The sequence below is a fragment of the Massilia litorea genome, assembly GCF_015101885.1.
In the GTDB taxonomy this organism is placed as follows: Bacteria; Pseudomonadota; Gammaproteobacteria; order Burkholderiales; family Burkholderiaceae_D; genus Telluria; species Telluria litorea.
Genome location: NZ_CP062941.1, coordinates 2,839,705 through 2,863,265, shown reverse-complemented (window position 1 = coordinate 2,863,265; position 23,561 = coordinate 2,839,705). Strand labels below are relative to the sequence as shown.

Here is a 23,561-nt window from a genome sequence, read left to right as displayed (position 1 = left end):
TTCTATTCGACCGCGATGGCGGTCACAGTTCCATTTTGTGTTTGAAAAATCAGGTTCGATCCGGCAACCAGAGGAGTACCGCTGATGGCGCTGCCATCGGTCGCGGCGCGCGCGAGGAACGTACCGTCCTCGCGCGACAGGAAGTGGACATAGCCCTGGTAGTCGCCAACCGCCACGGCACGGCCGTAGGAGACCGGCGTCGACAGGCCGCGGAAGGCGAGTTTATCGTTCTTCCAGGCGCTGGCGCCGCCGTCGCGGTTGAAGGCGTTCAGGGCGCCCTTGTCGTCGGCGGCGAAGACGAAGCGCTGGTCGACGGCGACGCCGACGAGCGAGGACAGGTCGCGCGTCCAGCGCGCCGAACCGCTGGCCACGTCGTAGCAGGCGACACGGCCCTGGTAGGCGGCGGCACAGACGTCGCTTTCGAAGACCGTCGGCATGCCGCCCAGGTCGGTGACGCGCTCGAGTTCGGTAGCACCGCGCGCCGCGCCCACTTCGACTTCCCAGCGCGGGGCGCCGGAAGCGAGCAGGAAGGAGCCGAGCTTGCCGGCCGGCTGGGCGACGATCACGTCGCTGTTGTAGACCGCCATGCCCGGCGCCGTACGCAGGGTCAGGGCCGGGGAAGGACGCTGCACGGTCCATTTCTTCTGGCCGGTAGCGGCGTCGAAGCCGACGATGCGGTTGTCGATCGAACGGGCGACGACGATGCCCTGCGCCACGGCCGGGGCCGAGAGCAGTTCGCTCGACAGCTGGCTCTTCCAGAGCGCCTTGCCGTCCATGTCGAAGGCCATCAGGACGCCGTCGGCGGCGCCGACGACGATCACGTTGCCGTCGGTGCCCACACCTGCGGTCAGGTCGCTGCCGGCCTTGATGCGCCAGACCTGGCGGCCGTCCGCCGCTTCGACGCGCGCGATGTTGCCGTCGGCGCCGGCGACGATCACGGTATTGCCGGCCAGCGCAGGCGAGAACTGGTAACCGCGCGCCTTGCCGATATCGAGTTTCCAGGCGGTGCGCACGGCCATCGTGCCCTTCAGTTCGACCAGCTTGGCGGGCTCGTTGCCCTTCGATTTCGATCCGAACGGATTGAGCGAGCTCAAAGTCGAGCAGCCCGTCATCAGGGCCAGGACACCGACACCAACCAGCTTACGGGTAATACGCATTTTTCTTTTACCTTGTTCGTAGAGAGGCAAAGCCCACGCCGCCTTGCAGCGAGCGTGGGCCGTTACATGGTCGTAGATTTAAGCAGCGGCTTTCGGCGCGGCGGCTGCAGCGGGCGCGGTACCGCCGATGGCTTCGAGCTTGATGCGCACCAGCTGGCTGCCCGGATGCTTCGGACCCATGGCGGCGAGCGCGGCGACGTAGGCGGCGCGGGCATCGGCGATCTTGTTCTGGGCAACCAGCACGTCACCCTTGCGGTCGGCCACTTCGGCGGCGAACTGCGGCAGGAACTTGCCGTCGAGGAGTTTTAAAGCACCGTCGAAATTCTTCTCGTCGAGCAGCACGCCGGCCAGGCGCAGCTGGGCCACCGACTTGTACTCGTCGTTGCCGTTGTCGATCACCCATTGCAGCTGGGTTTTCGCCGTTTTCAGGTCGTTCGCCTCGAAGGCGGTCTTGGCCGCGGTCAGCGCGCTCATCTGTGCGTAGACCGTGCGCTTGAATTTCGACTGAATGTCCGACGCGATGCGCTGGCTCTTGGCATTGTCCTTGGCGGTCAGCGCATCGGTCTGCTCGTCGTACAGCGCCGAAGCCTCGACCGCCTGCTTGCGGGAATGCGAGTTCCAGAAGTTGTAGGCAGCAAAGGAGCCGAGGGCGAGGATCAGTACCCAGGTGATCAGGTTGCCGTACCTGCCCCAGAAAGCTTTAAAGGTAGCAATCTGTTCTTGTTCTTCGAGGTCGTATGCCATGTCGTTCGTCTAATGGTTATCGTGGATCGGTCGGTTGCTGTACTGCTCAAGGATGGTAGTGCACGTGATCGTGGTCGTGGTCGTGGCCACCCACGATCGCGTCGACGATGTGGTCGACGACGGCGTCGAAGGCCACGGTGGCCTGCTGCTGCTCGCCGCTTTCGCCGCGCAGCGATTTCACTGCCGCCACATTGTTCGCCACTTCGTCTTCGCCGAGGATCACGGCGAAGGACGCGCCGCTGCCGTCGGCCTTCTTCATCTGGCTCTTGAAGCTGCCCGCACCCGTCGGCGTTGCGCAATGTAGCACAACATCGAGGCCGGCATCACGCAGGCGCTCGGCCAGGATGAAGGCCTGCACCTGCGCTTCTTCGCCCTGGTGCACCATGTAGACGTCGCACTGGCCCGGCTGGGCCGGCTCGCCCAGGCCCTTCATCAGCTCGATGATGCGCTCGATGCCCATCGCAAAGCCGACGCCCGGCGTGGCCTTGCCGCCGAAGGTTTCGATCAGCGGATCGTAGCGGCCGCCGGCGCAGATCGTGCCCTGCGAGCCGAGTTCCTCGGTGACCCATTCGAACACGGTGCGGTTGTAGTAATCGAGGCCGCGCACCAGGCGCGGGTTGACGGTGAACTGCACGTTGTTACGGTCGAGCAGGCGCTTGACGCCCTCGAAGTGGGCCCTGGACTCCTCGCCCAGGTAGGACAGCAGTTGCGGCGCGCCGTTCACCATCTCCTGCATGGCAGGGTTCTTGGTGTCGAGGATGCGCAGCGGGTTGCTGTGCAGGCGGCGCTGGGCTTCGGCGTCGAGGATGTCGGCGTGCGATTCGAAGTAGGCGATCAGGTCGGCACGGTGGCGCAGGCGCTCCTCGGCATTGCCGATCGAGTTCAATTCCAGGCGCACGTTCTGCAGGCCGAGGTCGTCCCACAGGCGGCGGCACAGCATGATCAGCTCGGCGTCGATGTCCGGGCCGGTGAAGCCGACGGCTTCCGCGCCGAACTGGAAGAACTGGCGATAGCGGCCGCGCTGCGGACGCTCGTGGCGGAACATCGGGCCCTTGTACCAGAGGCGCTTCGGACCGTCGTAGACCATGTTGTGCTCGATCACCGCACGCACCACGCCGGCCGTGCCTTCAGGGCGCAGGGTCAGTTCGTCGCCGTTCATCGAATCGGTGAAGGAATACATTTCCTTCTCGACGATGTCGGTGACGGCGCCGATGGCACGCTTGAACAGGCCGGTTTCCTCGACGATGGGGGTGACGATCTTCTGGTAGCCGTAGCTTTTCAGGATCGTTTCGGCGGTGTTTTCGAACAGCTCCCACAGCGGCGCGTCGGCCGGGAGGATGTCGTTCATGCCTTTGATGGCGACGATTTTTTCTGGTTTGGACATATTTCTTCTACTCTCCGCATTGTGGCGGGGTTGCTTTTCGTAGGGTGGGCATTCATGCCCAAGCGGTACGGTACGCTTCGGTACGACCGCGTGGGCACAAGTGCCCACCCTACGTTTGTTGGCCGTAATTCTTCTTCACGTATTCCAAAACGATGTTCTGGAACTCGTCGACGATCCGCTCGCCACGCAAGGTCGCCACCTTCTGCCCGTCGACGAACACCGGCGCCGCCGGCGATTCGCCCGTACCGGGCAGGCTGATGCCGATATTCGCGTGCTTCGATTCGCCCGGACCGTTCACGATGCAGCCCATCACGGCCACGTTCATCGCTTCCACGCCCGGGTAGGTTTTCTTCCATTCCGGCATCGAGTCGCGCAGGAAGGTCTGGATGTTGTCGGCCAGTTCCTGGAACACGGTCGAGGTCGTACGGCCGCAGCCCGGGCAGGCAATGACCATCGGCGTGAACTTGCGCAGGCCCATGGTCTGCAGGATTTCCTGCGCGACTACGACTTCCTTGGTGCGGTCGCCGCCCGGTTCCGGGGTCAGCGAGACGCGGATGGTGTCGCCGATGCCTTCCTGCAGCAGCACCGACAAGGCCGCGGTCGAGGCGACGATGCCCTTGCTGCCCATGCCGGCTTCGGTCAGGCCCAGGTGCAGCGGGTAGTCGCAGCGGCGCGCCAGTTCGCGATAGACCGCGATCAGGTCCTGCACCGCCGAGACCTTGCACGACAGGATGATCTTGTCGCGTGCCAGGCCGACTTCTTCGGCGCGTACGGCGTTCTCGATGGCCGAGGTGATCAGGGCTTCGTACATCACGGCCTGGGCGCTGTGCGGGTTCGCGCGGGCCGCGTTCTCGTCCATGATGCGCGCCAGCAGGCTCTGGTCGAGGCTGCCCCAGTTGACGCCGATGCGCACCGGCTTGTCGTGCTTGATGGCGATCTCGATCATCTGGGCGAACTGGGTGTCGCGCTTGGCGCCCTGCCCCACGTTGCCCGGATTGATGCGGTATTTCGACAGCGCCGCGGCGCACTCCGGGTAGTCGCGCAGCAGGATGTGTCCGTTGTAGTGGAAGTCGCCGACCAGCGGCACATCCACTTCCATGCGGTCGAGCTGTTCGCGGATTGCCGGCACGGCGGCCGCCGCTTCCGGCTTGTCCACGGTGAGGCGCACCATCTCGGAACCGGCACGCGCGAGTTCCTTGATCTGGATGGCGGTGCCGATCACGTCGGCGGTGTCCGTATTGGTCATCGACTGCACCACGACCGGGGCGTCGCCGCCGATCCAGACCTTGCGCGCGCCGTGCTGGACCAGCACGCGGCGCGCGGCGCGGCGCGCCATCGGGCCGGAGGGAATTGGCAGGTTCGTAGAAGTCATACTTTGCTCGTTGTCCTTGTTTCAGGGAGCCGCTGGAGCTGGCCGCCCGGCGTCCCGGCGCGCGGCCGGGACCTGTCGTACATGCTTATTTCAGGGTGACGCGCGAGATCGTCTTGCCCGGCACCGGCGGCAGCGCAACGGCGGCGCCGCCCAGCGTCGCCGAGACACCGGCCGGGTTGCCGACGACGAGGGTCGCCGTACCCGGTACTTCGATCGTTTCGGTGCTGCCCGCGCGCACCAGGCGCGAGATCAGGGCCTTGCCGCCCTTGGGACGCACTTCGACCCAGGAATCCTCGCGCACGTTCAGCACCAGGGTGCTGGCACCGGTGGCGGCAGGCGCCGTGGCGGCGGGTGCGGCTGGCGGCGTCGTGCCCGCTGCCGGAGTCGTCGTCGCTCCCGGGGTGCCGGCGGCAGCGCCAGGCGACGTCGCCGCGGCCGGCGGCGTGACCGCAGCCGGTGCGGACTGCGTAGCCGCCGTGCCCGTCGCAGCACCCGCTGCCGGGTTGGCGTCGGCCGGAGCCGGCACCGAGATCAGCGGCACGGCCGGGTTCTGCACCGTATCGGCGGCCGGCGTCGTGGCCGTAGTCGTCTCGACCGGCGCATGCAGGACGGCTTCGTTGTTGGCCGCGGTCTCGCTGCCCGGCAATTTGACCAGGCCGAAATGCCAGGCCGCGCCCGCGGCGGCAGCGACCACCACGACGCCGGCGATCCAGGCCAGCGGCAGGCCGGAGCGCTTGCCATGGGTCGGATAGCGCGAGCGCGAATGCGAGAAAGACGTTTGACGATTGCTGCGCACGGCGCCGGTGTCTTCGGGCACCGGGTTGTCCATCGGGATCATCGCCACGAGCGGGGCCGGATCGAGGCGCAGGATCTTGGCGTAGGCGCGCACGAAACCGCGCGTCACGGCAGGACTCGGCAGGGCCGCATAGTCGCCCGCTTCGATCGCCACCACCTGGCGCACCGCCAGCTTGAGCTGCTCGGCCACCTGCTCGACCGTCCAGCCCATCGCTTCGCGCTGGCTGGCCAGGGTCGCGCCCGGGTGGCCGTGGTGTTGGTTCGAAGTGGCGCTTTGTTCCGTGCGCTCTGAAGTCATTGTCGTCTCACTCATCAAAAGCCCCGCGCTCGTACGCCAGGTATTCGGGCGAGCCCGGGAAGCGCCGCCGCAACTGCGCCACCAGGCTGGCCTCCATCGAGCGTTCGCCCAGTTTACGCTGTACCCGCAAGGCGAGCCACAGTGCATCGGCGGACAGGTTGTCGAGCTTCGACACCTCTGTCAGGCGGTTAACGAAAAAACCGGCGCGCTGATAGTCGCGCCGCTCGAAGTAGACCCGCGCCAGGCCGCTCGAGACGGCCGGCAGGTCGGGGTTGTAGCGCAATGCGTCGAGCAGGTAGCGCTCGGCCGCGTCCAGCTTGCGTGTTTTCAGGCTGCACATGCCTGCGTTCACGAGCGCGCTCACCGGCGTCTTGTAGGTCGGGTTCTTCAGCGCCGCGTCGAACTGGCGCATCGCCTCTTGCGGGCGGTTGGCCGTCTGACACAGGAAGGAGCCGTAGTTGTTCGCCAGTTCCGGGTTGCCCGGCGCCAGGCGCAGCGCGTGCTGGTAATTGTCGTCGGCCAGCGGCACCTGCCCCATGGCCGTGTAGATCAGGGCGCGCATGCCGTAGGCGTCGGCATAGCCGGGATCGGCATTGATCGCCTGCTTGATTTCGTCGAGGGCGATGTCGTACTTGCCCTGCTGGTAGTAGCCGACCGCCAGCTGCAGGCGGATGTTGGCGCGCTTCTCGGTGGCAGTCTGGTCGGAGGCGGTCTTCAGTTCGCCGCCGCCGCTGCCGGCGCCAGTGCCGGCGCAGGCCGCGAGCAGGCACAACGCGCATGCAGCGGCGAAGTGGCGTCCGATCGTCCGGCCTGGCACAGCCTGGTTCAAGAAGGAATCTCCACGATGCGCCCGAAGTCGGCGCCGAATTTCTTCTGGTATTCCGCCATCTTTTCCATGCGCTGGGCGACCTTGGTGCGGTCCTGCACTTCGCCGGCGAGCTGGCCGCAGGCGGCGTCGATGTCGTCGCCGCGCGTCTTGCGCACGGTGGTCACGATGCCGGCGTCCATCAGCACCTGGGCAAAGGCCTTGATGCGCGGATTTTTTGAGCGGAACAGGCCCGACTCCGGGAACGGGTTGAACGGGATCAGGTTGAACTTGCAGTTGATGCCGACCACCGGATCGTTCACCAGCGCGATCAGTTCGCGCGCATGCTCGTCGCTGTCGTTGAAGCCGTCGAGCATGCAGTACTCGAAGGTGATGAAGTCGCGCGGCGCGAATTCGAGATAGCGCTTGCAGGCCGCCAGCAGTTCGCGCAGCGGATATTTTTTATTCAGCGGCACCAGGATGTCGCGCAGCGCATCGTTCGAGGCGTGCAGCGAGACGGCCAGCGCCACCGGGCAATCCTGGGACAGCTTGTCGATGTTCGGCACCACGCCCGAGGTCGACAGGGTCACGCGGCGGCGCGACAGGCCGTAGGCGTTATCGTCGAGCATCAGCTTCAAGGCGGTAACGGTCGGCTCGTAGTTCAGCAGCGGCTCGCCCATGCCCATCATCACGACGTTGGTGATCTGGCGTTCGCCCTTCGGGCCCGGCTCGATGCCCTTGGTACGGCGCAGTTCGAACTCGGCCATCCACAGCTGGCCGATGATCTCGGCCACCGTCAGGTTGCGGTTGAAACCCTGCTTGCCGGTCGAGCAGAAGCGGCAATTGACGGCGCAGCCGGCCTGGGTCGAGATGCACAGCGTGCCGCGGTTTTCTTCCGGGATGAACACGGTTTCGACCGCATTGCCGTTGCCGACGTCGACCAGCCATTTGCGGGTGCCGTCGCTCGAGGTGTTGTCGCTGATGATGCCGGGTGCGCGCACCTCGGCACGGGTTTTCAGTTTTTCGCGCAGCGACTTGGCCAGATCGGTCATGTCGTCGAAGCTGGCGGCTCCGAACTGGTGGATCCAGCGCTGCAGCTGCTTAGCGCGAAACGGCTTCTCACCCAATTCGGCGCAGTAAGCGACGAGTTGCGCGGGATCGAAGTCCAGCAGGTTGGTGAGAGTCGTCATGTTGTTCCTAAATACTAAAAAGTGATGCAACCCCGCTCGCCGGGCCTGGGGCATCAGGCGAGCGGTGCGTACTACAGAAAATCGATTACTTCAGTTCTGGGAAGAAGTAGGCGATTTCGACTTTGGCAGCTTCGACAGCGTCCGAACCGTGCACGGCGTTGGCATCGATCGAATCGGCGAAATCGGCGCGGATCGTGCCTTTTTCAGCTTTCTTCGGATCGGTCGCGCCCATCAGGTCGCGGTGCTTCAGGACGGCGTTCTCGCCTTCCAGGGTCTGGATCATGACAGGACCCGACACCATGAAGTCGACCAGGTCTTTGAAGAAGCCGCGCTCTTTGTGGGCAGCGTAGAAACCTTCAGCCTGCTCGCGCGACAGCTGGGTCATACGGGCCGCGACGATCTTCAGGCCAGCTTGCTCGAAGCGGGTGTAGATCTGGCCGATCACGTTTTTTGCAACTGCGTCTGGTTTGATGATCGACAGGGTGCGTTCGATTGCCATGTAAAAACTCCAATAAAAAGAAAGGTTTAAATCGAGAAGAAGAGAACTCAATCAACCTTTGATTTTACCATACCTCGCCCCATATAGCCGATATTGCGGCGGTGGAGGCCGAAGTGGTAGAGTGGCGGCGAAAAACCGCCTTGTCAACGTGACCAGCCGCCGGCGGTCTCCTTAGGGATCGCTTAAGGATGGCAATACGCGCGCGGCGCCATGCTATGCTTGAGTGGCAATACATCTTTATCAACCGGAGGCAACATGAATCCCATCCTGCAAAAGCAACCCGCTTACGACGTGGCCGTAGGCCAGGTCACGCGCAACAAAGTCCTGCGCAACACCTTCTGGCTGCTCGCGCTGTCGATGCTGCCGACGGTGCTCGGCGCCTACATCGGCGTCAGCATGCGCCTGCCGATGCTGAGCGGCGGCATGGGCTTCGTCATCTTCATGCTGATCGCCTTCGGCTTCATGTTCGCGATCGAAAAGACCAAGGAATCGGCGGTCGGCGTGTTCGTGCTGCTCGGCTTCACCTTCTTCATGGGCCTGATGCTCACGCCCCTGCTGCGCCACACGCTCGGCTACACCAACGGCGGCCAGCTGATCATGACGGCATTCGGCGGTACCGCGGTCGTCTTCGCCGTGATGGCCAGCATCGCCACCACCACCAAGCGCGACTTCTCGGGCATGGGCAGCTGGCTGTTCGCCGGCGTGATCGTGCTGCTGCTGGCGGGCGTCGCCAACATCTTCCTGCAGATGTCGGCCCTGTCCATCGTGTTCTCGGTGCTGGCCATCGGCATCTTCTCGGCCTTCATCCTGTACGACGTGCAGCGCATCGTGAACGGCGGCGAGACCAACTACATCTCGGCGACGCTGGCGATCTACCTCGACGTGTACAACATCTTCAGCAACCTGCTGGCCCTGCTGGGCTTTGCGGGCGGCAGCCGCGACTGAGCGAGTTTGCCTGAATAAAAAAGCCGACCCGAGGGTCGGCTTTTTTTGCGCTTTTCGTAGGGTGGGCACTCTGTGCCCACGCGGTGATACGCGGCGGCGAGATCGTCGAGCACGATAACGGAATCGGCGCGTATCACCGCGTGGGCGGAGCCCACCCTACGATTACGCCAGCTCGAACACGCCGATCGACTCGACGTGCGAGGTGTGCGGGAACATGTTCACGACGCCCGCCTTCTTCATCACATAGCCTGCCCGGTGCACCAGGATGCCGGCGTCGCGCGCCAGGGTCGAGGGGCCGCACGAGACGTAGACGATGCGCTGCGGCAGGAATTCGGCGTGGCCGCCTTCGCGCAGCTCGGCCAGGGCAGTCACCAGCGCGATCGCGCCGTCGCGCGGCGGATCGATCAGCATGCGGTCGAAACGACCCAGGGCGACGAGGTCCTCCGCCGTCGCCTCGAACAGGTTACGCGTATAAAAGGTCGTCTTTTCCGACAGGCCGTTCGCTTTCGCGTTTTCCAGGGCGCGCTCGCTCAGGATCGCGCTGCCCTCGATGCCGACCACTTCGCGCGCCTGCGTCGCCAGCGGCAGCGTGAAATTGCCGAGGCCGCAGAACAGGTCGGCCACGCGGTCGTTCGGCTGCACTTCCAGCAGCGTCAGCGCCTTGTGCACCAGGGCGCGGTTGATCTGGTGGTTGACCTGGGTGAAATCGGTCGGCTTGAAGGGCATGCGCACGCCGAACTCGGGCAGCGTGTAATACAGCTCCTTGCCCAGTGGGTAGAACGGCGCGACCGTTTCCGGCCCCTTGGTCTGCAGCCACCACTGGATGCCCCATTGGTCGGCAAAGGCCTTGAGCAGCTCCTCATCCTTGTTGCTGAGCGGCGCCATGATGCGCAGCACCAGCACCGTCGTTTCCTCGCCGACCGCCACTTCGATCTGCGGTACCCCGTTGTAGATCGACAGCGAACCGATCAGCTCGCGCAGCGGCATCAGCATGGCGCCCAGGTGCGGCGGCAGGATGTGGCAGAACTTGATGTCCGCGACAAAGGCCGAGGCGCGCTCGTGGAAGCCGACCAGCACCGTGCCCTTCTTCGCCACGTGGCGCACGGACAGGCGCGCGCGGAAGCGGTAGCCCCAGGTCGGGCCATACATCGGACGCATGATGTTTTCGGCTTTTACCTTCGACAGGTGCCACAGGTTGTCCTCGAGCGTGCGCTGTTTCATCGCCACCTGCGCCGTCGGCTCCAGGTGCTGCATCGAGCAGCCGCCGCAATAGCCGAAGTGCTCGCAGCGCGGCTCCACCCGCATCGAGGAAGCGCGCTGCAGCGTGACCATGCTGCCCGCTTCCCAGTTCTTCTTCTTTTTCTTGACCTCGTAGCTGACGCGCTCGCCCGGCAGTGCGTCTTCGACAAAGACCACCTTGCCCTGGGAGCCGTCCTCGTTCTCGAGGTGGCCGACGCCGCGCGCATCCGCGTCGAGGGATTTGATTTCGATGAAAGTTTCTTGCATTGGGTATGGGGGCGCATGGCCCACGCAGAATCGTGAATGTAGGGTGGGCGCCCCGTGCCCACGCGGACGCATGAACAGTGGAAGGCGGATCCAGGAATGAGCCAGGCGCCGGAATTCGGCCTGCTACCGTCGCGCAGGACCCAACGGCGGTAATATCCAGCTCACAAGACCGGCGGCATCATAACAAGGAATCGCGCACGACGCCACGGGCCGCCATCGCCCGCTTCAGCTTGACCAGGGCTTCCTGCTGGATCTGGCGCACCCGCTCGCGCGTCACGCCCATCTCCTCGGCCAGGGTCTCGAGCGTGGCCGGGTCGTCGTTATCCAGGCCGAAACGACGCATCACGACCAGGCGCTGCTTTTCCGGCAGGCGCGTCAGCCAGTCACGCACCAGTTCGGTCATCTCGTGCTGCTCGGCGCGGGTATCGGGGCCGTCGTCGGCCTCGCCCGGCAGCATGTCCATCAGGCTCGAGCCCGGGTCGTTGTCGAGCGGGGCGTCGAGCGAGGCCGCATGCTCGGACAGGGCCAGGATGTCCTGCACCTCTTCCGGGGGGCGTCCGACCAGGCTGGCGATGTCCTCGATGCTGGCGTCCTTGCCGTCGTGGTGCTGGGCTTCCAGATGGTATTTGGCGCGCAGCACGCCGTTCAGTTCGCGCACCATGTGCACCGGCAGGCGCACCGTGCGCGCCTGGTTCATGATCGCGCGTTCGATGCTCTGGCGGATCCACCAGGTGGCGTAGGTAGAGAAGCGGAAGCCGCGCTCGGGCTCGAACTTGTCGATGGCGCGCATCAAGCCGATGTTGCCCTCCTCGATCAGGTCGAGCAGGACGACGCCGCGGTTGATGTAGTGCTTGGCGATCGAGACGACGAGCCGCAGGTTATGCTCGATCATCTTCTGGCGGGCTTCGAAGTCGCCCGCCTTGGCCAGGGTCGCGTAATGCGATTCCTGCTGGGCCGACAGGAGCGGCCGGGTACCGATCTGGTTCAGGTAATGCTGGGTGGTGTCGGTCGAGAGCTCGGCCGCAAGCACTTTCTTGAGTTCGTCGACGCTGTCGACCTCGGCGGCCGCGCCGGGCAGCAGTGCGTCGGCATCGGCACCGTCAGTGACTGCTTCGGCAGCGAAACTCGACGCGCCCTCCCCCTCCAGTTCGTCAGGCAGTTCGTCTGAAGCGTCTCTTTCCTGAGAGTGCGGCGGCAGCGTCATTAACCCTCTCTACGAGCATATGAAAAAATCGCCCTGGCGCTTTTTTCACACGCCCTAACGGCTGGGCAGGAACCTCGACGGATCGACCGGTTTACCCTGCTGGCGAATCTCGAAATGCAGCTTCACCGTCTCGGCGTCTGAATCGCCCATCTCGGCGATTACCTGTCCCTTGGCCACGTTGTCGCCTTCCTTCACGACGATGGCGCGGTTATGGGCATAGGCCGACAGCAAGCTGTTGCTGTGTTTGACGATGACGAGGTTACCATAACCTCGGATACCGCTACCAGCGTACATTACTTTACCGGCGCCCGCCGCCATGACTTGCTGTCCCGCGCGGCCCGCGATGTCGATGCCCTTGCTCTTGCCTTCGTCGAAGGTGGCGATGATGCGGCCGTCCGACGGCCACATCCAGCTCAGCTTCTCGTCGTCGGTCGCGGTGACGGTGCTGCCGACGCGCGAACCGGTGACGGCCGCGGCGGCGGCAGGCGACGGAGCCGCGGCGGCGGCCACGGTCTCGGCGCGCTCGCCGGCCTTGTCGCTGCGCGGCGCCTCGGCGGTATCTTCATACGCCTTCTTGTCGGCGCGCGGCGTGGTCTTGCGCGGCACCGCCGGACGGCTTTCCGGCGGCATCGGCACCGGCTGGGTCACGACCGCCGTGCTGGCCTGGCGCTCGGGCGCGACACGCAGCACCTGCCCGACCTTGATGTCGTCCGGGTCGCTGAGGTTGTTCCAGGTGACCAGGTCGCGGTAGCTCTGGCCGTGGTCGAAGGCGATGCGCAGCAGCGTGTCGCCACGGCGCACGGTATAGGTGCCCTTCGCGTCCGGGCGCGCTTCTTCGGTGCGGACCGGCGCCGGGCGCGGCTTGGCGGTGGAGGAACCGACGGGACGCTCGATGATCGGCGCCTGGCGCGAGGTGGTGGTACAGCCGGCAACCAGGCCGAGCGTGAGAGTCAGCAGGACTAAACGGGGTGTTTGTTTCATTCTCATCTAATATTTGTTACGTACGTGGCAGCGGCGGCGATCAAGCGGTGCCCGGGCGAAGCGGCACGAAATGGCAGGCTTCCAGGGTTTCGCTGGTCCACTCCGACTTGCCGGTACGGGTGATCCGCTGCAGGTGTTGAACCTGGCCGCCGACCGGGGCCACCAGGCGCGCGCCGATGGCGAGCTGTTCGAGCAGGGCGCGCGGTACTTCCATCCCGGCCGCGGCGAGGATGATACCGTCGAATGGCGCAACTTGCGCGAGCCCGAGCATACCATCTCCGTAGTGCAAGCGCAGATTGGACAGGCGCAGGGTGCGCAAATTGGCCTTGGCGAGCTCGTGCAAAGGCTTGATGCGCTCGATCGAATACACCTCGCCGGCGACCCGCGCCAGCACCGCCGCCTGGTAGCCGCAGCCGGTGCCGATCTCGAGGACGCGGTTCATTTGTTTACCGTCGCGCATGGCTTCGATCATGCGCGCCACGATATACGGCTGGGAAATCGTCTGGTGGTGGCCGATCGGCAGCGAGGCGTCGATATACGCCTGGCTGGAGAGCGCCGGCTCGATGAACAGGTGGCGCGGCACGGCCTCCAGGGCAGCCAGCACCTGCTGGTCGCGCACGCCCTGCCCGGCGACCCGCGCCACCATGGCGCGGCGGAGCGCTTCGGTGGCCATCAGGTCCGAGCGCTGGGCGGTGGGCGCGCTCCGGGTAGCCGGCGGCGCATAACCGGGCAGCTTCGGGCCCGGTTGCGGCGCCTTCGGCAGCGGCGCGCCGCCGACGGCGCGCGCCGCATTCTGGGTCGCGGTCTGGGGCGTGGCCACCGGCGCCGGCGTCGTCGGCTTGCGCGCGCCGCCGCCCGTCACCGAGGACAGCGGCAAGGGAAAGGTGCTGCCTCCCGTGGTTTTGCTGCGGTCGTTCATGCGAGTCCCTGTTTCAGCAAGGCGAGCTGGGATTGGTGCGTCAGGTCGATCTGGAGCGGCGTGACCGAGACCAGGCCGGTCGACGTGGCGTGGAAATCCGTGCCCTCGCCCGCATCGCGGCAGGCGCCTGGCGCCCCGATCCAGAAGATCTCGCGTCCGCGCGGATCCTGCGAGCGGATCACGGGCTCGGCCTGGTGGCGGCGCCCGAGGCGGGTCGGGGTGAGCGGGCCGAGCGCCTCGTAGGGCAGGTTCGGGATATTTACATTCAGCAGGAACGGCGACGGCAGCATGTCGAACTTGCGCAGCACCACATCGCGCGCAACGCGCGCGGCCGAATCGAGATGTTCCCAGCCGTGGTGGACTTGGGAAAAGGCGATCGCCGGGATCCCGAACAGATAGGCTTCGGTGGCGGCGGCGACGGTGCCCGAATACAGGGTGTCGTCGCCCATGTTCTGGCCATTGTTGATGCCGGAGACGACCAGGTCGGGCAAGGCGTCGCCCATGCCGGTCAGCGCGATGTGGACGCAGTCGGTGGGCGTGCCGTTGACAAAATAGAAACCATTGGCGGCACGGGTCACCGTCAGCGGACGGTCGAGCGACAGCGAGTTCGACGCGCCCGAGCGGTTGCTGTCGGGCGCGACCACGATGATTTCGGCGATGCTCGCCAGGGCTTCCGCCAGGGCGTTGATACCAGGGGCGAGATAGCCGTCGTCGTTACTGATAAGAATTCGCATCCAGCGATTTTACCTGAAGCAACGCTTTGAACACGCATCCGGGGCAGATAAATTCTGGGCTGCGGGGCGTAGCGGCGTTGCACTGCAACTACGCTACGCCCCGCGGTTTTCATTTTTATTACGGCGTAGCGGCGTTGCACTGCAACTACGCTACGCCCCGCGGTTTTCATTTTTATTACGGCGTAGCGGCGTTGCTCTGGAACTACGCACGCCCCGCGGTTTTCATTTTATTACTGGCGTAGCGGCATTGCGTTGTAAGTACGCCATGCCGCGCTATTTTCAATTTTATACCTGTCGGCACACACGTCAGCGCATCGCCAGCGGCCGCCCGCCCGCGGCCTCGATCAGCGCGCCTTCGAGCGAGGCCACCTCGTCCTCGGCAAAGGCGAGCAGCGCATCCTTGTCGTTATCGTCCTGGTACACCTGCTTGATCAGCGCCACCCCGCGCCGCCGCAGCGGCTGGGCGACCGAGGGCCGCAGGATGATTTCGCGCAGGCTGTCGGCGAGCTGGCGCGCCTCGCGTGCCCGTCCTCCCTCGACCAGCTTGTGCAATTGCCCGAGCTTGTGTTCGAGCGGCTCCTGCCCCGCCGGGCCGGAGCTGGCGCGCCCGTCCGGGGCCCGCCCGCCGCCCGGATCGCGGGTGCCGGGCAAACTCGCGCCCGGCAAGCCGGCCGGGCTGTCATGGGCCCCTGCCGACATCGCGCGCAGCTGCAGCAGGCGATTGCCGCCCTCCTCCACGCTCTGCTCGAGCCGGCGCGCGGCGACGCTGTGCCCCTGGCTCGACAGGGTCTGGGCCAGCATCTGCTTGCTGCGCAGGGTTTCGTGGTCGTCCATGCCGCGCAGGCGTTCGTGCAGGCTGACCACGTGCTGCTGCAGGCGGCGCGCTTCTTCCAGCTCGCCCTGCTGGCTCAAGGTCGAGGCCAGCCGCAGCAGCACCCCCAGGGTATCCGGATGTTCGGAGCCGAGGCGCTGCTCGCGCGCCACGGCAAGCGACTGCTGCATGTCGCGCACCGCGCCGAGATCGCCCTGGGCGGCAAAGATCTCGGCCAGGGCCTCGCGTGCCTGCAAGGTGACCGCGGCGTCCATCCCGGCCTGGCGCTCGCGCACGCGCACCACGCTCTCCTGCAGCTTGCGCGCGTTGCCGAGGTCGCCCATGTCGCGCAGCAGCGTGGCCAGCTGCTGGGTGCAGCGCAGCGTGTCTTCATGTTCGGTGCCGAGCATGCGCTGGCGTCCTTCGAGCACCTGCTCGTAGAGCATGCGCGCCCGCGAATACTCGCCCTGCAGGGCCAGTGTCCGGGCCTGGGCAGCGACGGCATCGAGGGTGGCGATCTGGTCCGGGCCGTACAGGCGTTCGCAGGCATCGAGGACGGCATCGTGCAGGCCGAGCGCGGCGCCGAATTCTTCCTGGCGCGCGAGCGTCGCGGCCAGGCCCGAGCGCGCGGCCAGGGTTTCCGGATCGTCGAACCCGGCCGCGCCGGCGCAGTGCTCGACCAGCGCCTCGTACTGCTGGCGCGCCTCGGGCAGCCGGCCGCTGTCGCGCAGGGCGGCGGCCAGCGCCGCGCGGCTGGCGCGGGTGTCGGCATGCGCGTCGCCCAGCAGGCGCTGGCGCAGCGTGGTGCTCTCGGCGAAGCAGTCGCAGGCGCCCGGCAGGCGTCCTGCGTGCAGGTACAGCTCGCCCAGGCGCAGCAGCTCGCGCGCCAGCAGCACCGCGTTCGGATCGAAGGCGGCATGCCCGCCGGCGTGACCCTCATGGCCCGCTGCATCCTCACGGCGCTCGTTCGCCGCCAACCGTGCGCGCGCCGCCTCGACGGCGTCGAGCAACTCGATCTCGAGGCGCGACTGCCACGGAAAGCGCCCCGCCGCAGCCCAGCCGAGCAGCGCCTCGATCGCGCGCGTCTGCGACAGGCGGTCGCCATCGCGTTCGGGCAGCGCGCCGACATGCAGGGCCGCGCCGCAGGCCAGCGCACCGTGCAGCTGGACTTCGTCGAGGTAGCTGTCGAGCGAGACCTGCGCCATGCCGTAGCAGTTGCGCAGCAGCTGTTCGAGACGCGGCTGGTAGCCGGCCACGCCCTTGTGCAGGTCGCCGCGGCGCCACAGCAGGCGGCGCTCGGCGTCGACGCCGTCGACGCCGCAGGGCACCGGATACACCAGTAGCGGACGCTGGGCCTCTTCATGGCTGCAGCGGTACTCGATGGCGCGCGTGACGACGCCGGCCAGGCCCTCGAGGCTGCGCCCGTTCGGCGTGAACAGGCCGACCAGGCGGTCGGGCAGCAGCGTGGTGCAGACGCTCACCGCGGCCGAACGCCCGCCGCGGCAGTCGATCAGCACGTGGCGGAAGTGGCGCGTCAGGTGCGCGGCGAAGGCGCGGAACAAGGCCGGGCAGGCCGCGAACAGGCCGTCCCAGTCCATGCGGTCGGCGCGCTCGCCGAAGCTGTCGTCGAAGCAGCCGGCCCGCATCAGGTACAGGGTGCGGCTCTGGTCGACGCGTTCGACATGGGCTTCCCAATCGATCGCCTCGAGCACCAGGCGCGCGCGTTCCTCGTGGTCGTCGCCCCCTGTCCGTCCGAGCGTTTTCAACTGCTCGCGGCAGGCTTCGAAGTATTCGAGCAGGCCGGGCCGCGCCAGGCCGGGCCGCGATGCCTCGGCGCGTCCCGCCTCGCCGCGCGCGCCTCCGTGCCGGCCGCTGGGGCCGCCCCCGCCCGCGCCTGGTCCCACGCCCCGGCCCACGCCCCGGCCCTCGTCGGCGTGCGCCTGTTCGTAGCGCTCGTCGCGGGTCGGGAACAGGTGGTGCAGGCCCGGCGCCTCGGTGTCCCAGTCGATCATCAGGACCGGGGTGGTCGCATTCTGGCGTCCGGCCAGCAGCACGGCGCTGTCGGCCAGTGCGATGCTGCGCGCGGCGCCGCTTTCGAAGGAATAGAAGGTGGTGACTTCGCCGGGGCCGCCGATCGGCGGCAGCGTCAAACGGTTGATTTCCATGAGCTCCTCATTTTTTGGGGAAGGTGAGATCCGGGACGGCACGCCACTCCGGTGGGACATCGGGGAGCACGAATTGGTTGCAGTCATGCCCGGGGGGCATGGTCATTTTCTGGTACTGGTAGTGGGTGGCGATCCGCTTCACCATCTTGCCGATATCGGGTAGAAAATCCGGGTTCGATTTCAGGTCGGCCGTGGCCATCGTGAAATGCGAAAAATCCACATAGAAGGTCGAGGACGCGATCTGCGGCGGCAGCCGGTCCGGGTGCTGGGTCATGATGACCGGAATGATCAGGTGGCTGGGCAGCGTGTACCACTGGCTGCGCTCGGCCTCGATCTGGCGCATCGCCGCGTATTCGCGCCGCGTGTACGGGTGCGCCTCGTATTTCGGCGTGTAGATGAGGATCATGCAGACGCTCTCGCACATCGCGCGCGCGATCTTGCCGTCGAGGTCATCGCCGCCGCCGAGCTGCTCGGTGTCGACGAAGAGCTCGTCCTCATTGTCGAAATAGGGTTCGAGGTAGCAGCGCAATGCGTCGGCCAGCGCGCTCTTGAAGCGCTTCATCAAATCGTGTCGCCCGTGGGCGTAGCTGAAGAAACAGCCGTACCGTATCGCCATTGCCATTCCTCCAGTCAAGACGCTGCTGGGCCGCATGCGCATCCATCACTCTAGCGCCGCGTTCCCTCATCATTTTGCGGGCGCACAAACGCGTCCGCCTCGCGGGGTCAATGCCAGCGTTAGCGTTCCCTGAGGCATAATCAACTGAATGGATAACCAATAACCAACAGGAGGAGACAGCATGAAAGCAATCGTATGCAAGGCCTGGGGCCCGCCCGACAGCCTCGAACTGCAGGACCTGCCCGACCTGGTGCCGGGCCCGGGCGAAGTCGCCATCGACGTGCGCGCGGCCGGGGTCAACTTTCCCGACGTACTGACGGTACAGGGCAAATACCAGGTGAAGCCGCCCCTGCCCTTCACGCCCGGCAATGAGTTCGCCGGCGTGGTGCGCGCCCTCGGCGCGGGCGTCAGCAACGTCGCCGTCGGCGACCAGGTGATCGGCTTCACCCAGACCGGCGCCTTCGCCCAGCAGGCGATCGCACCGGCAGCCGCCCTGATGCCGATGCCGCCCGGGATGGATTTCGACACCGCCGCCGCGATCACCCTCACCTATGGCACCTCGCACCATGCGGTGGTCGACCGCGGCCAGCTGAAGGCGGGCGAGACGATGCTGGTGCTGGGCGCGGCCGGCGGCGTGGGACTGGCGGCGATCGAGATCGGCAAGGCGCTCGGCGCACGCGTGATCGCGGCGGCGTCCAGCGCGGAGAAGCTGGAAGTCTGCCGCCAGCATGGCGCCGACGTCCTGATCGACTACACCAGGGAAGACCTGCGCGAGGCAATCAAGGCGGCCACCGCTGGCCGCGGTCCGGACGTGATCTACGACCCGGTCGGCGGTCCGTACAGCGAGCCGGCCCTGCGTTCGATCGCGTACCGGGGACGCCATCTCGTGATCGGCTTTGCGGCTGGCGAGATCCCGAAGCTGCCGTGGAACCTGATGCTGCTGAAAAGCGCCTCGGTGGTCGGCGTGTTCTGGGGAGATTTTGCGCGCCGCGAGCCGCAGAAGAACCTGGCGGCGATGCGCGAGATGCTGGGCTGGATGGCGGAAGGTAAATTGAAGCCGCTGGTGTCGAAGCGTTATGCGCTTGGCGAGACGGCGCAGGCTTTGAACGACATGGCCGAGCGCAAGGTGACGGGCAAGGTTGTCATCGTGCCGTGACCGATAACGGCTCCGCTATCGCGCCGGATGATCTCGCTGCCAACGATCACCGCGTGGGCGGGAAACCCGCCCACCCTGCGGGTCAGAGCGAAACCGGCCGATTATTCCGAGGCCGGCGGTAGGGTGGGCGGGTCGCCCGCCCACGCGTTCAAGCGGCCAACAAGCAGCCCGTCAGGATTATTCCGCAGCCGGCTTGAAGAAGGCCAGCACCTCTTCCTGCACCCTGGTCCGCTTGAACGGCGGCAGACTCTGCCAGATACGCCGCCCATACGGCTTGCTGATCAGGCGCGGGTCGCAAATCATCAGCACGCCGCGGTCGTCGACGTCGCGGATCAGGCGTCCGGCGCCCTGCTTCAGGGTGATGATCGCCTCCGGCAGCTGGTGGTGCATGAAGCCGTTCATGCCCTGCTTTTCCATCACCTCGATGCGCGCGGCCAGCACCGGATCGTCCGGCGGGGCGAAGGGCAGCTTGTCGATGATGACGAGCGACAGCGCATCGCCGCGCACGTCGACGCCTTCCCAGAAACTCTGGCTCCCCACCAGCACCGCGTTACCCGCATTCCGGAACGAGTCGAGCAGTTCGGTACGTCCACGCTCACCCTGCACGAACAGCGGGAACTCCAGCCCCCGTTCGGCGAATTCGGTGCGCAGGCGCTCGGCGACGCGGTTCACGGCGCGGATCGTCGTGCACAGGAAGAAGGTGCGCCCGCCCGCCGCCTCGATCACCGGCAGCGCGCAGTCGACCACGGCATCCGTGTAGCCCATCGAGTTCGGTTCCGGCAGGCCGGTCGGCACGTACAGCACGCCCTGCTCGCCATAATTGAAGGGGCTCGGCCAAGTCAGCGCCGGTTCGCCCGTCAGCCCCATCTGGTCGGCGAAATGCTTGAAATCGTTTTTGACGGCCAGCGTCGCCGAGGTAAAGATCCAGCTGCGCGGCGTGCCTTCGCGCTGGTTCTGGAAGATCGGCGCGATCGACAGCGGGGTCTTGTGCAGCTGCAGCGAGGAGTTGAAGGCCTCGACCCAGAGCACGGCCTGCTCGCCCTCGGGCACCTTGGCCTTCGGATCGGCCTTCCAGGCGTCGTAGGCCGCCTTCAGCTCGACCGCGCGCACGCGGCAGGCTTCCAGCGTTTCGGCGCGCTCGGCCTGGTCTTCCAGCACGTCGATCAGGCCATCGAGTTCTTCCTTCAGCTTGTCCAGCGCCGGGAAGAAATTCGAAGTCGGCGGCACCTGCGGCAGCGACAGACGCGTGCCGCCTTCCGGGAAGGTCAGGCGCAGGTCGCGCGCGGCCTTTTCGACGACGGTGACGACCTTGGCCCAGTCCGGACCGCCGCGCGCATGGGCCAGGCCCTCGGCCAGCACGTCGCGGCACAGTTCCAGCACTTGCGAGGTCGAGATCGACTGGCCGAAGAACAGGGTCGCGGTATCGGGCAGCTGGTGCGCCTCGTCGAAGATGATGGTGTTGGCCGACGGCAGCAGCTCGGCGACGCCGGTATCCTTCAAGGCCACGTCGGCGAAGAACAGGTGGTGGTTGACCACGACCACGTCCGCCTGCTGGGCTTCCCTGCGCGCCTTCATGACGAAGCAATCCTGGTAGTACTGGCACTCGGCGCCCATGCAGGTGTCGCGGGTGGAGGTCACCAGGTTCCACACCGAGGCGTTTTCCGGCACCTTGGCCAGTTCCGCCTTGTCGCCGGAATTGGTCATCTTGATGAAGCGCGAGATCTCGCGCAGGTGGCCGACGTCGTCGCGCGAGGTCAGGCGCCCGTTCTGCAGCGTGCGCTCCAGGTGGAAGTGGCAGACGTAGTTCGAGCGGCCCTTGAGCAGCGCCACCGACACCGGCGCCTTCAGCGCCTGGCGGATGGTCGGGATATCGCGCAGGAACAGCTGGTCCTGCAGGTTCTTGGTACCGGTCGAGACGATGGTCTTGCCGCCCCAGAGCAGCGCCGGGACCAGGTAGGCGAAGGTCTTGCCGGTGCCGGTGCCGGCCTCGGCCATCAGGACCTTCTGGCCGTCGATCGCGCTGGCGATGGCCTTTGCCATCTCGGTCTGCGACTGGCGCGGTTTGAAGGTGCCGACGGCGGGCGCGAGCGGGCCGCCGACCCCGAACAGGCGGTCGAGCTCGGCATCGTATTTACCGGCCGGTTCTTGGGGCGAATAGTCGGCAGGTGCGCCGTCGGCGGCGCCGGGCGCAGGTAATTGATCGGTCAAAATGAGTGCTTTTTTAAATGCGGAGCTTGAATCCGGAGGCCGAAAAGCAATCAGGCCGGCACGTCCGGCACGAGTTGCATTTTCAGCAGGGTGATATGGTCTTTCAGCTGCAGTTTACGCTTTTTCAGGCGGCGCAGCTGGAGCTGGTCGGCATGGCCATCGGCGGTCAGCATGGCAATGACTGCGTCCAGGTCGCGGTGTTCGACGTCGAGTTCAATAATGCGGCGCTGGATGTCTTGGACATCGGTCATGATGGCGGTTCCAAACGAGTTTTTCAACAAGGCGGGGCGGCGGGGACCGCAAGCGGGCGCCGCAGGCAGGCGCTGGGCATGCCGAATTCGCATTGCAGATTAACGCTTACGGCTTGCAACGCGACGGCATCTCGGTGCATAGTTTAATCCAGAGCGACGTTGCCGCCAACAAAGATTGGCTTCTGAGCCACGGAAAGCATCAAAGTTTATGAATCTCTTCAAGATCGAGGCCGGAACCGCACAGCACATCGGCAACCGCCCGCGCCAGAACGACCGGGTCGCCATGCTGACGGGTGCGCGTGCGCCGGGCCACGTGCTGGCCGTGCTGTCCGACGGCATCAACAGCGCCGCCGGCGCCGAACAGGTGCTCCACACGGCCAAACAGGTATTCGACAGCTTCAAGCCGAGCGACACGCCCAATCCCGAGCGCCTGGCCCAGCTGCTGCGCGACATCGTGCAGGAAACCCACCTCGTCATCAAGATGAACGCCGTCACCACCGGCGAGGAAGCGCACGCCAGTTTCGTCGGCCTGCTGCTCTCCCCGCACGGCGAGGCGGTCTGGGCCCATGTGGGCGACTCGCGCCTGTACCGTTTCGAAAACGGCGATCCGGTGCTGCGCACGAACGACGAGGCGTATATCGAGCACCTGGTCTCCCTCGACAAATTGCCGCTCGACGCGGCGCGCAACCACCGCCGCTCGAAGCTGCTGCTCAATGTGCTGGGTAATAGCCGCAAGGAACCGTTCGTGACGGTGGGCTGGCAGATGGGGATGGCGCCGGGCGATCAGTTCCTGCTCTGCTCGGACGGCTTGTGGCATTTCTTTACCGATGCGGAACTGGGGGCGGCGCTGGCGAGGTCGACGCCGCGTCAGGCGTCGGAGATGCTGATCAGCAAGGCGCGGGAACGGTCGCAGGGCAAGGGTGGGAATTGCTCGATGGCGATTGTGAAGCTGGTGAAGGCCTTGCCGGAGGGGACAGGAGTGTTTGGGGTGGCGGCGCGGGAGTGAACGGTCGTAGGGGTGGGCGAGGCCAATGGCCTCGCCCACGGCTTCATCGGGCATGCCCGGTGAACCCGTCATTGATGCCATTAGCATCAATGACCCCGTACGTTACGCTGCGGTCAACGTGATGGGGCAGGTGCCTGCTGTTCGGCCTCCGCCTTTTCCTTCCTGGCCTTTTCCGCGGCGCGCTTGGCTTCGCGTTCGGCCTTGCGGCGGGCGACGTCGCGCTGGCGCTCTTCGGACTTGCGGCGCCTTTCCTCGAAAGCGGCCGCATTTGCAGCACGCGTCGCGGCATTCGCCGGTTCCGCAGCGGCCTCCTGGGCGGCGCGCGCGTTGCGGCGGGCGATGCGGCCCGGTACCGTCGATGCGCGCGGGGGCGGCACCGGTGTGAGCGTCTTTGGCGCCACCGGCGGCTGGGCGGCGGCGCTCGCCTCCTCGGCCTGGAACTTCGCTTCGGCTTCCGCGATCGCCTTGTCGCGCTGCTCGACCGTGTTCTTGCGCTTGAAGTGTTCGGCTTCGACCTCGATCATGCGCTGCTCGGCCAGCGCCATGCGGCGTAGTTCCTTGGCCTCGTCCAGACAGTTATTCACGAAGAATTTGTCGTAGCAGACCGCCTCGCGCGCAGTATAGCGCGCTCCGATCGCGGCACGCTCGGCCGCCACTGCCGCCAGGCGCTCGTCGGCCTGTGCCACCGAGGTGGTCGGCGCGACGGCCTTGCTCACCGGTGCGGGGCGCTGGCCGGCGCAGGCGGCCAGCAGGCTGAACATCAACACTGCGCCGCCATGGCGCAACAGGGACTGTGATTTCGTCATCTTCTTCCT

Annotated in this window: 21 protein-coding genes; 3 read left to right on the top strand and 18 right to left on the bottom strand. The window is 66.0% G+C overall.

Going from position 1 to position 23,561, the window contains the following annotated elements:
* Positions 1-2: 2 nt before the first annotated feature.
* The 8 genes from bamB to ndk form a co-directional block, all read right to left on the bottom strand.
* Positions 3-1,157 carry an outer membrane protein assembly factor BamB gene (gene bamB, locus LPB04_RS12760; protein WP_193684951.1) on the bottom strand — a complete coding sequence of 385 codons (1,155 nt, stop codon included), beginning with the start codon at positions 1,155-1,157 and terminating at the stop codon, positions 3-5.
* A gap of 78 nt (positions 1,158-1,235) precedes the next feature.
* On the bottom strand, positions 1,236-1,901 hold the full coding sequence (locus LPB04_RS12755; protein ID WP_193684950.1) for a YfgM family protein: 666 nt from the start codon (positions 1,899-1,901) through the stop codon (positions 1,236-1,238).
* A gap of 46 nt (positions 1,902-1,947) precedes the next feature.
* Complete coding sequence (hisS, locus tag LPB04_RS12750) at positions 1,948-3,285, bottom strand: histidine--tRNA ligase (protein ID WP_193684949.1); 1,338 nt, start codon at positions 3,283-3,285, stop codon at positions 1,948-1,950.
* Positions 3,286-3,394: 109 nt separating this feature from the next.
* On the bottom strand, positions 3,395-4,657 hold the full coding sequence (ispG, locus tag LPB04_RS12745) for a flavodoxin-dependent (E)-4-hydroxy-3-methylbut-2-enyl-diphosphate synthase (protein WP_193684948.1): 1,263 nt from the start codon (positions 4,655-4,657) through the stop codon (positions 3,395-3,397).
* An 85-nt stretch (positions 4,658-4,742) separates the two neighbouring features.
* The gene (locus tag LPB04_RS12740) at positions 4,743-5,750 is read right to left on the bottom strand and encodes a RodZ domain-containing protein (RefSeq protein WP_193684947.1); all 1,008 of its coding nucleotides are present in this window, start codon (positions 5,748-5,750) and stop codon (positions 4,743-4,745) included.
* Positions 5,751-5,757: 7 nt separating this feature from the next.
* Complete coding sequence (gene pilW, locus LPB04_RS12735; RefSeq protein ID WP_227496392.1) at positions 5,758-6,579, bottom strand: type IV pilus biogenesis/stability protein PilW; 822 nt, start codon at positions 6,577-6,579, stop codon at positions 5,758-5,760.
* Positions 6,576-7,745, bottom strand: coding sequence for a 23S rRNA (adenine(2503)-C(2))-methyltransferase RlmN (gene rlmN, locus LPB04_RS12730; RefSeq protein ID WP_193684946.1), 1,170 nt, complete (start codon positions 7,743-7,745; stop codon positions 6,576-6,578). The genes pilW and rlmN overlap by 4 nt, the downstream gene beginning before the upstream one ends.
* A gap of 85 nt (positions 7,746-7,830) precedes the next feature.
* Complete coding sequence (gene ndk / locus LPB04_RS12725; protein WP_193684945.1) at positions 7,831-8,244, bottom strand: nucleoside-diphosphate kinase; 414 nt, start codon at positions 8,242-8,244, stop codon at positions 7,831-7,833.
* Positions 8,245-8,499: 255 nt separating this feature from the next.
* Between ndk and LPB04_RS12720 the strand changes: the two genes are divergently transcribed.
* Entirely contained in the window at positions 8,500-9,189 is a 690-nt protein-coding gene (locus LPB04_RS12720) for a Bax inhibitor-1/YccA family protein (protein ID WP_193684944.1), read from the top strand.
* Positions 9,190-9,351: 162 nt separating this feature from the next.
* Here LPB04_RS12720 and rlmD read toward each other — a convergent pair whose 3' ends face one another.
* From rlmD to LPB04_RS12685, 7 genes are all read right to left on the bottom strand, one after another.
* Positions 9,352-10,695 (bottom strand): 23S rRNA (uracil(1939)-C(5))-methyltransferase RlmD, encoded by a 1,344-nt coding sequence (rlmD, locus tag LPB04_RS12715; protein ID WP_193684943.1) that lies wholly within the window; start codon positions 10,693-10,695, stop codon positions 9,352-9,354.
* 178 nt (positions 10,696-10,873) lie between these two features.
* A complete protein-coding gene (gene rpoS, locus LPB04_RS12710; RefSeq protein WP_193684942.1) occupies positions 10,874-11,899 on the bottom strand; it encodes an RNA polymerase sigma factor RpoS in 1,026 nt (341 codons plus the stop codon).
* Between the two features lie 54 nt (positions 11,900-11,953).
* Positions 11,954-12,880 carry a peptidoglycan DD-metalloendopeptidase family protein gene (locus tag LPB04_RS12705; RefSeq protein WP_193684941.1) on the bottom strand — a complete coding sequence of 309 codons (927 nt, stop codon included), beginning with the start codon at positions 12,878-12,880 and terminating at the stop codon, positions 11,954-11,956.
* Positions 12,881-12,920: 40 nt separating this feature from the next.
* Positions 12,921-13,799: a protein-L-isoaspartate(D-aspartate) O-methyltransferase gene (locus tag LPB04_RS12700; RefSeq protein WP_193684940.1), complete on the bottom strand. Its 879-nt coding sequence runs from the start codon at positions 13,797-13,799 to the stop codon at positions 12,921-12,923.
* Positions 13,796-14,533 (bottom strand): 5'/3'-nucleotidase SurE, encoded by a 738-nt coding sequence (surE, locus tag LPB04_RS12695; RefSeq protein ID WP_193684939.1) that lies wholly within the window; start codon positions 14,531-14,533, stop codon positions 13,796-13,798. Before surE ends, LPB04_RS12700 begins: the two co-directional genes overlap by 4 nt.
* A 306-nt stretch (positions 14,534-14,839) precedes the next feature.
* The gene (locus tag LPB04_RS12690) at positions 14,840-17,509 is read right to left on the bottom strand and encodes a tetratricopeptide repeat protein (protein WP_193684938.1); all 2,670 of its coding nucleotides are present in this window, start codon (positions 17,507-17,509) and stop codon (positions 14,840-14,842) included.
* A gap of 7 nt (positions 17,510-17,516) precedes the next feature.
* The gene (locus LPB04_RS12685) at positions 17,517-18,125 is read right to left on the bottom strand and encodes a toll/interleukin-1 receptor domain-containing protein (protein WP_193684937.1); all 609 of its coding nucleotides are present in this window, start codon (positions 18,123-18,125) and stop codon (positions 17,517-17,519) included.
* Between the two features lie 181 nt (positions 18,126-18,306).
* Between LPB04_RS12685 and LPB04_RS12680 the strand changes: the two genes are divergently transcribed.
* A complete protein-coding gene (locus LPB04_RS12680) occupies positions 18,307-19,281 on the top strand; it encodes an NADPH:quinone oxidoreductase family protein (RefSeq protein WP_193684936.1) in 975 nt (324 codons plus the stop codon).
* A gap of 177 nt (positions 19,282-19,458) precedes the next feature.
* Here the strand turns inward: LPB04_RS12680 and LPB04_RS12675 are convergent, their stop codons facing one another.
* Together LPB04_RS12675 and LPB04_RS12670 are read right to left on the bottom strand one after the other, a co-directional pair.
* Complete coding sequence (locus LPB04_RS12675; RefSeq protein ID WP_193684935.1) at positions 19,459-21,489, bottom strand: ATP-dependent DNA helicase; 2,031 nt, start codon at positions 21,487-21,489, stop codon at positions 19,459-19,461.
* Positions 21,490-21,539: 50 nt separating this feature from the next.
* The gene (locus LPB04_RS12670; protein WP_056333185.1) at positions 21,540-21,740 is read right to left on the bottom strand and encodes a YdcH family protein; all 201 of its coding nucleotides are present in this window, start codon (positions 21,738-21,740) and stop codon (positions 21,540-21,542) included.
* 208 nt (positions 21,741-21,948) lie between these two features.
* Here LPB04_RS12670 and LPB04_RS12665 point away from each other — a divergent pair, with 208 nt between their 5' ends.
* Entirely contained in the window at positions 21,949-22,746 is a 798-nt protein-coding gene (locus tag LPB04_RS12665; protein WP_193684934.1) for a PP2C family protein-serine/threonine phosphatase, read from the top strand.
* 113 nt (positions 22,747-22,859) lie between these two features.
* Here the strand turns inward: LPB04_RS12665 and LPB04_RS12660 are convergent, their stop codons facing one another.
* Positions 22,860-23,552 carry a hypothetical protein gene (locus LPB04_RS12660; RefSeq protein WP_193684933.1) on the bottom strand — a complete coding sequence of 231 codons (693 nt, stop codon included), beginning with the start codon at positions 23,550-23,552 and terminating at the stop codon, positions 22,860-22,862.
* Positions 23,553-23,561: the final 9 nt, after the last annotated feature.

What these genes read in the sequence shown, in the direction of transcription:
- rlmD (WP_193684943.1), bottom strand. Translation starts at nt 10,695, where the DNA reads ATGCAAGAAACTTTCATCGAAATCAAATCCCTCGACGCGGATGCGCGC.
- ispG (WP_193684948.1), bottom strand. Translation starts at nt 4,657, where the DNA reads ATGACTTCTACGAACCTGCCAATTCCCTCCGGCCCGATGGCGCGCCGC.
- rlmN (WP_193684946.1), bottom strand. Translation starts at nt 7,745, where the DNA reads ATGACGACTCTCACCAACCTGCTGGACTTCGATCCCGCGCAACTCGTC.
- LPB04_RS12685 (WP_193684937.1), bottom strand. Translation starts at nt 18,125, where the DNA reads ATGGCGATACGGTACGGCTGTTTCTTCAGCTACGCCCACGGGCGACAC.
- LPB04_RS12740 (WP_193684947.1), bottom strand. Translation starts at nt 5,750, where the DNA reads ATGACTTCAGAGCGCACGGAACAAAGCGCCACTTCGAACCAACACCAC.
- bamB (WP_193684951.1), bottom strand. Translation starts at nt 1,157, where the DNA reads ATGCGTATTACCCGTAAGCTGGTTGGTGTCGGTGTCCTGGCCCTGATG.
- LPB04_RS12755 (WP_193684950.1), bottom strand. Translation starts at nt 1,901, where the DNA reads ATGGCATACGACCTCGAAGAACAAGAACAGATTGCTACCTTTAAAGCT.
- LPB04_RS12680 (WP_193684936.1), top strand. Translation starts at nt 18,307, where the DNA reads ATGAAAGCAATCGTATGCAAGGCCTGGGGCCCGCCCGACAGCCTCGAA.
- LPB04_RS12705 (WP_193684941.1), bottom strand. Translation starts at nt 12,880, where the DNA reads ATGAAACAAACACCCCGTTTAGTCCTGCTGACTCTCACGCTCGGCCTG.
- LPB04_RS12670 (WP_056333185.1), bottom strand. Translation starts at nt 21,740, where the DNA reads ATGACCGATGTCCAAGACATCCAGCGCCGCATTATTGAACTCGACGTC.
- hisS (WP_193684949.1), bottom strand. Translation starts at nt 3,285, where the DNA reads ATGTCCAAACCAGAAAAAATCGTCGCCATCAAAGGCATGAACGACATC.
- LPB04_RS12665 (WP_193684934.1), top strand. Translation starts at nt 21,949, where the DNA reads ATGAATCTCTTCAAGATCGAGGCCGGAACCGCACAGCACATCGGCAAC.
- LPB04_RS12660 (WP_193684933.1), bottom strand. Translation starts at nt 23,552, where the DNA reads ATGACGAAATCACAGTCCCTGTTGCGCCATGGCGGCGCAGTGTTGATG.
- LPB04_RS12690 (WP_193684938.1), bottom strand. Translation starts at nt 17,509, where the DNA reads ATGGAAATCAACCGTTTGACGCTGCCGCCGATCGGCGGCCCCGGCGAA.
- LPB04_RS12720 (WP_193684944.1), top strand. Translation starts at nt 8,500, where the DNA reads ATGAATCCCATCCTGCAAAAGCAACCCGCTTACGACGTGGCCGTAGGC.
- LPB04_RS12700 (WP_193684940.1), bottom strand. Translation starts at nt 13,799, where the DNA reads ATGAACGACCGCAGCAAAACCACGGGAGGCAGCACCTTTCCCTTGCCG.
- surE (WP_193684939.1), bottom strand. Translation starts at nt 14,533, where the DNA reads ATGCGAATTCTTATCAGTAACGACGACGGCTATCTCGCCCCTGGTATC.
- ndk (WP_193684945.1), bottom strand. Translation starts at nt 8,244, where the DNA reads ATGGCAATCGAACGCACCCTGTCGATCATCAAACCAGACGCAGTTGCA.
- rpoS (WP_193684942.1), bottom strand. Translation starts at nt 11,899, where the DNA reads ATGACGCTGCCGCCGCACTCTCAGGAAAGAGACGCTTCAGACGAACTG.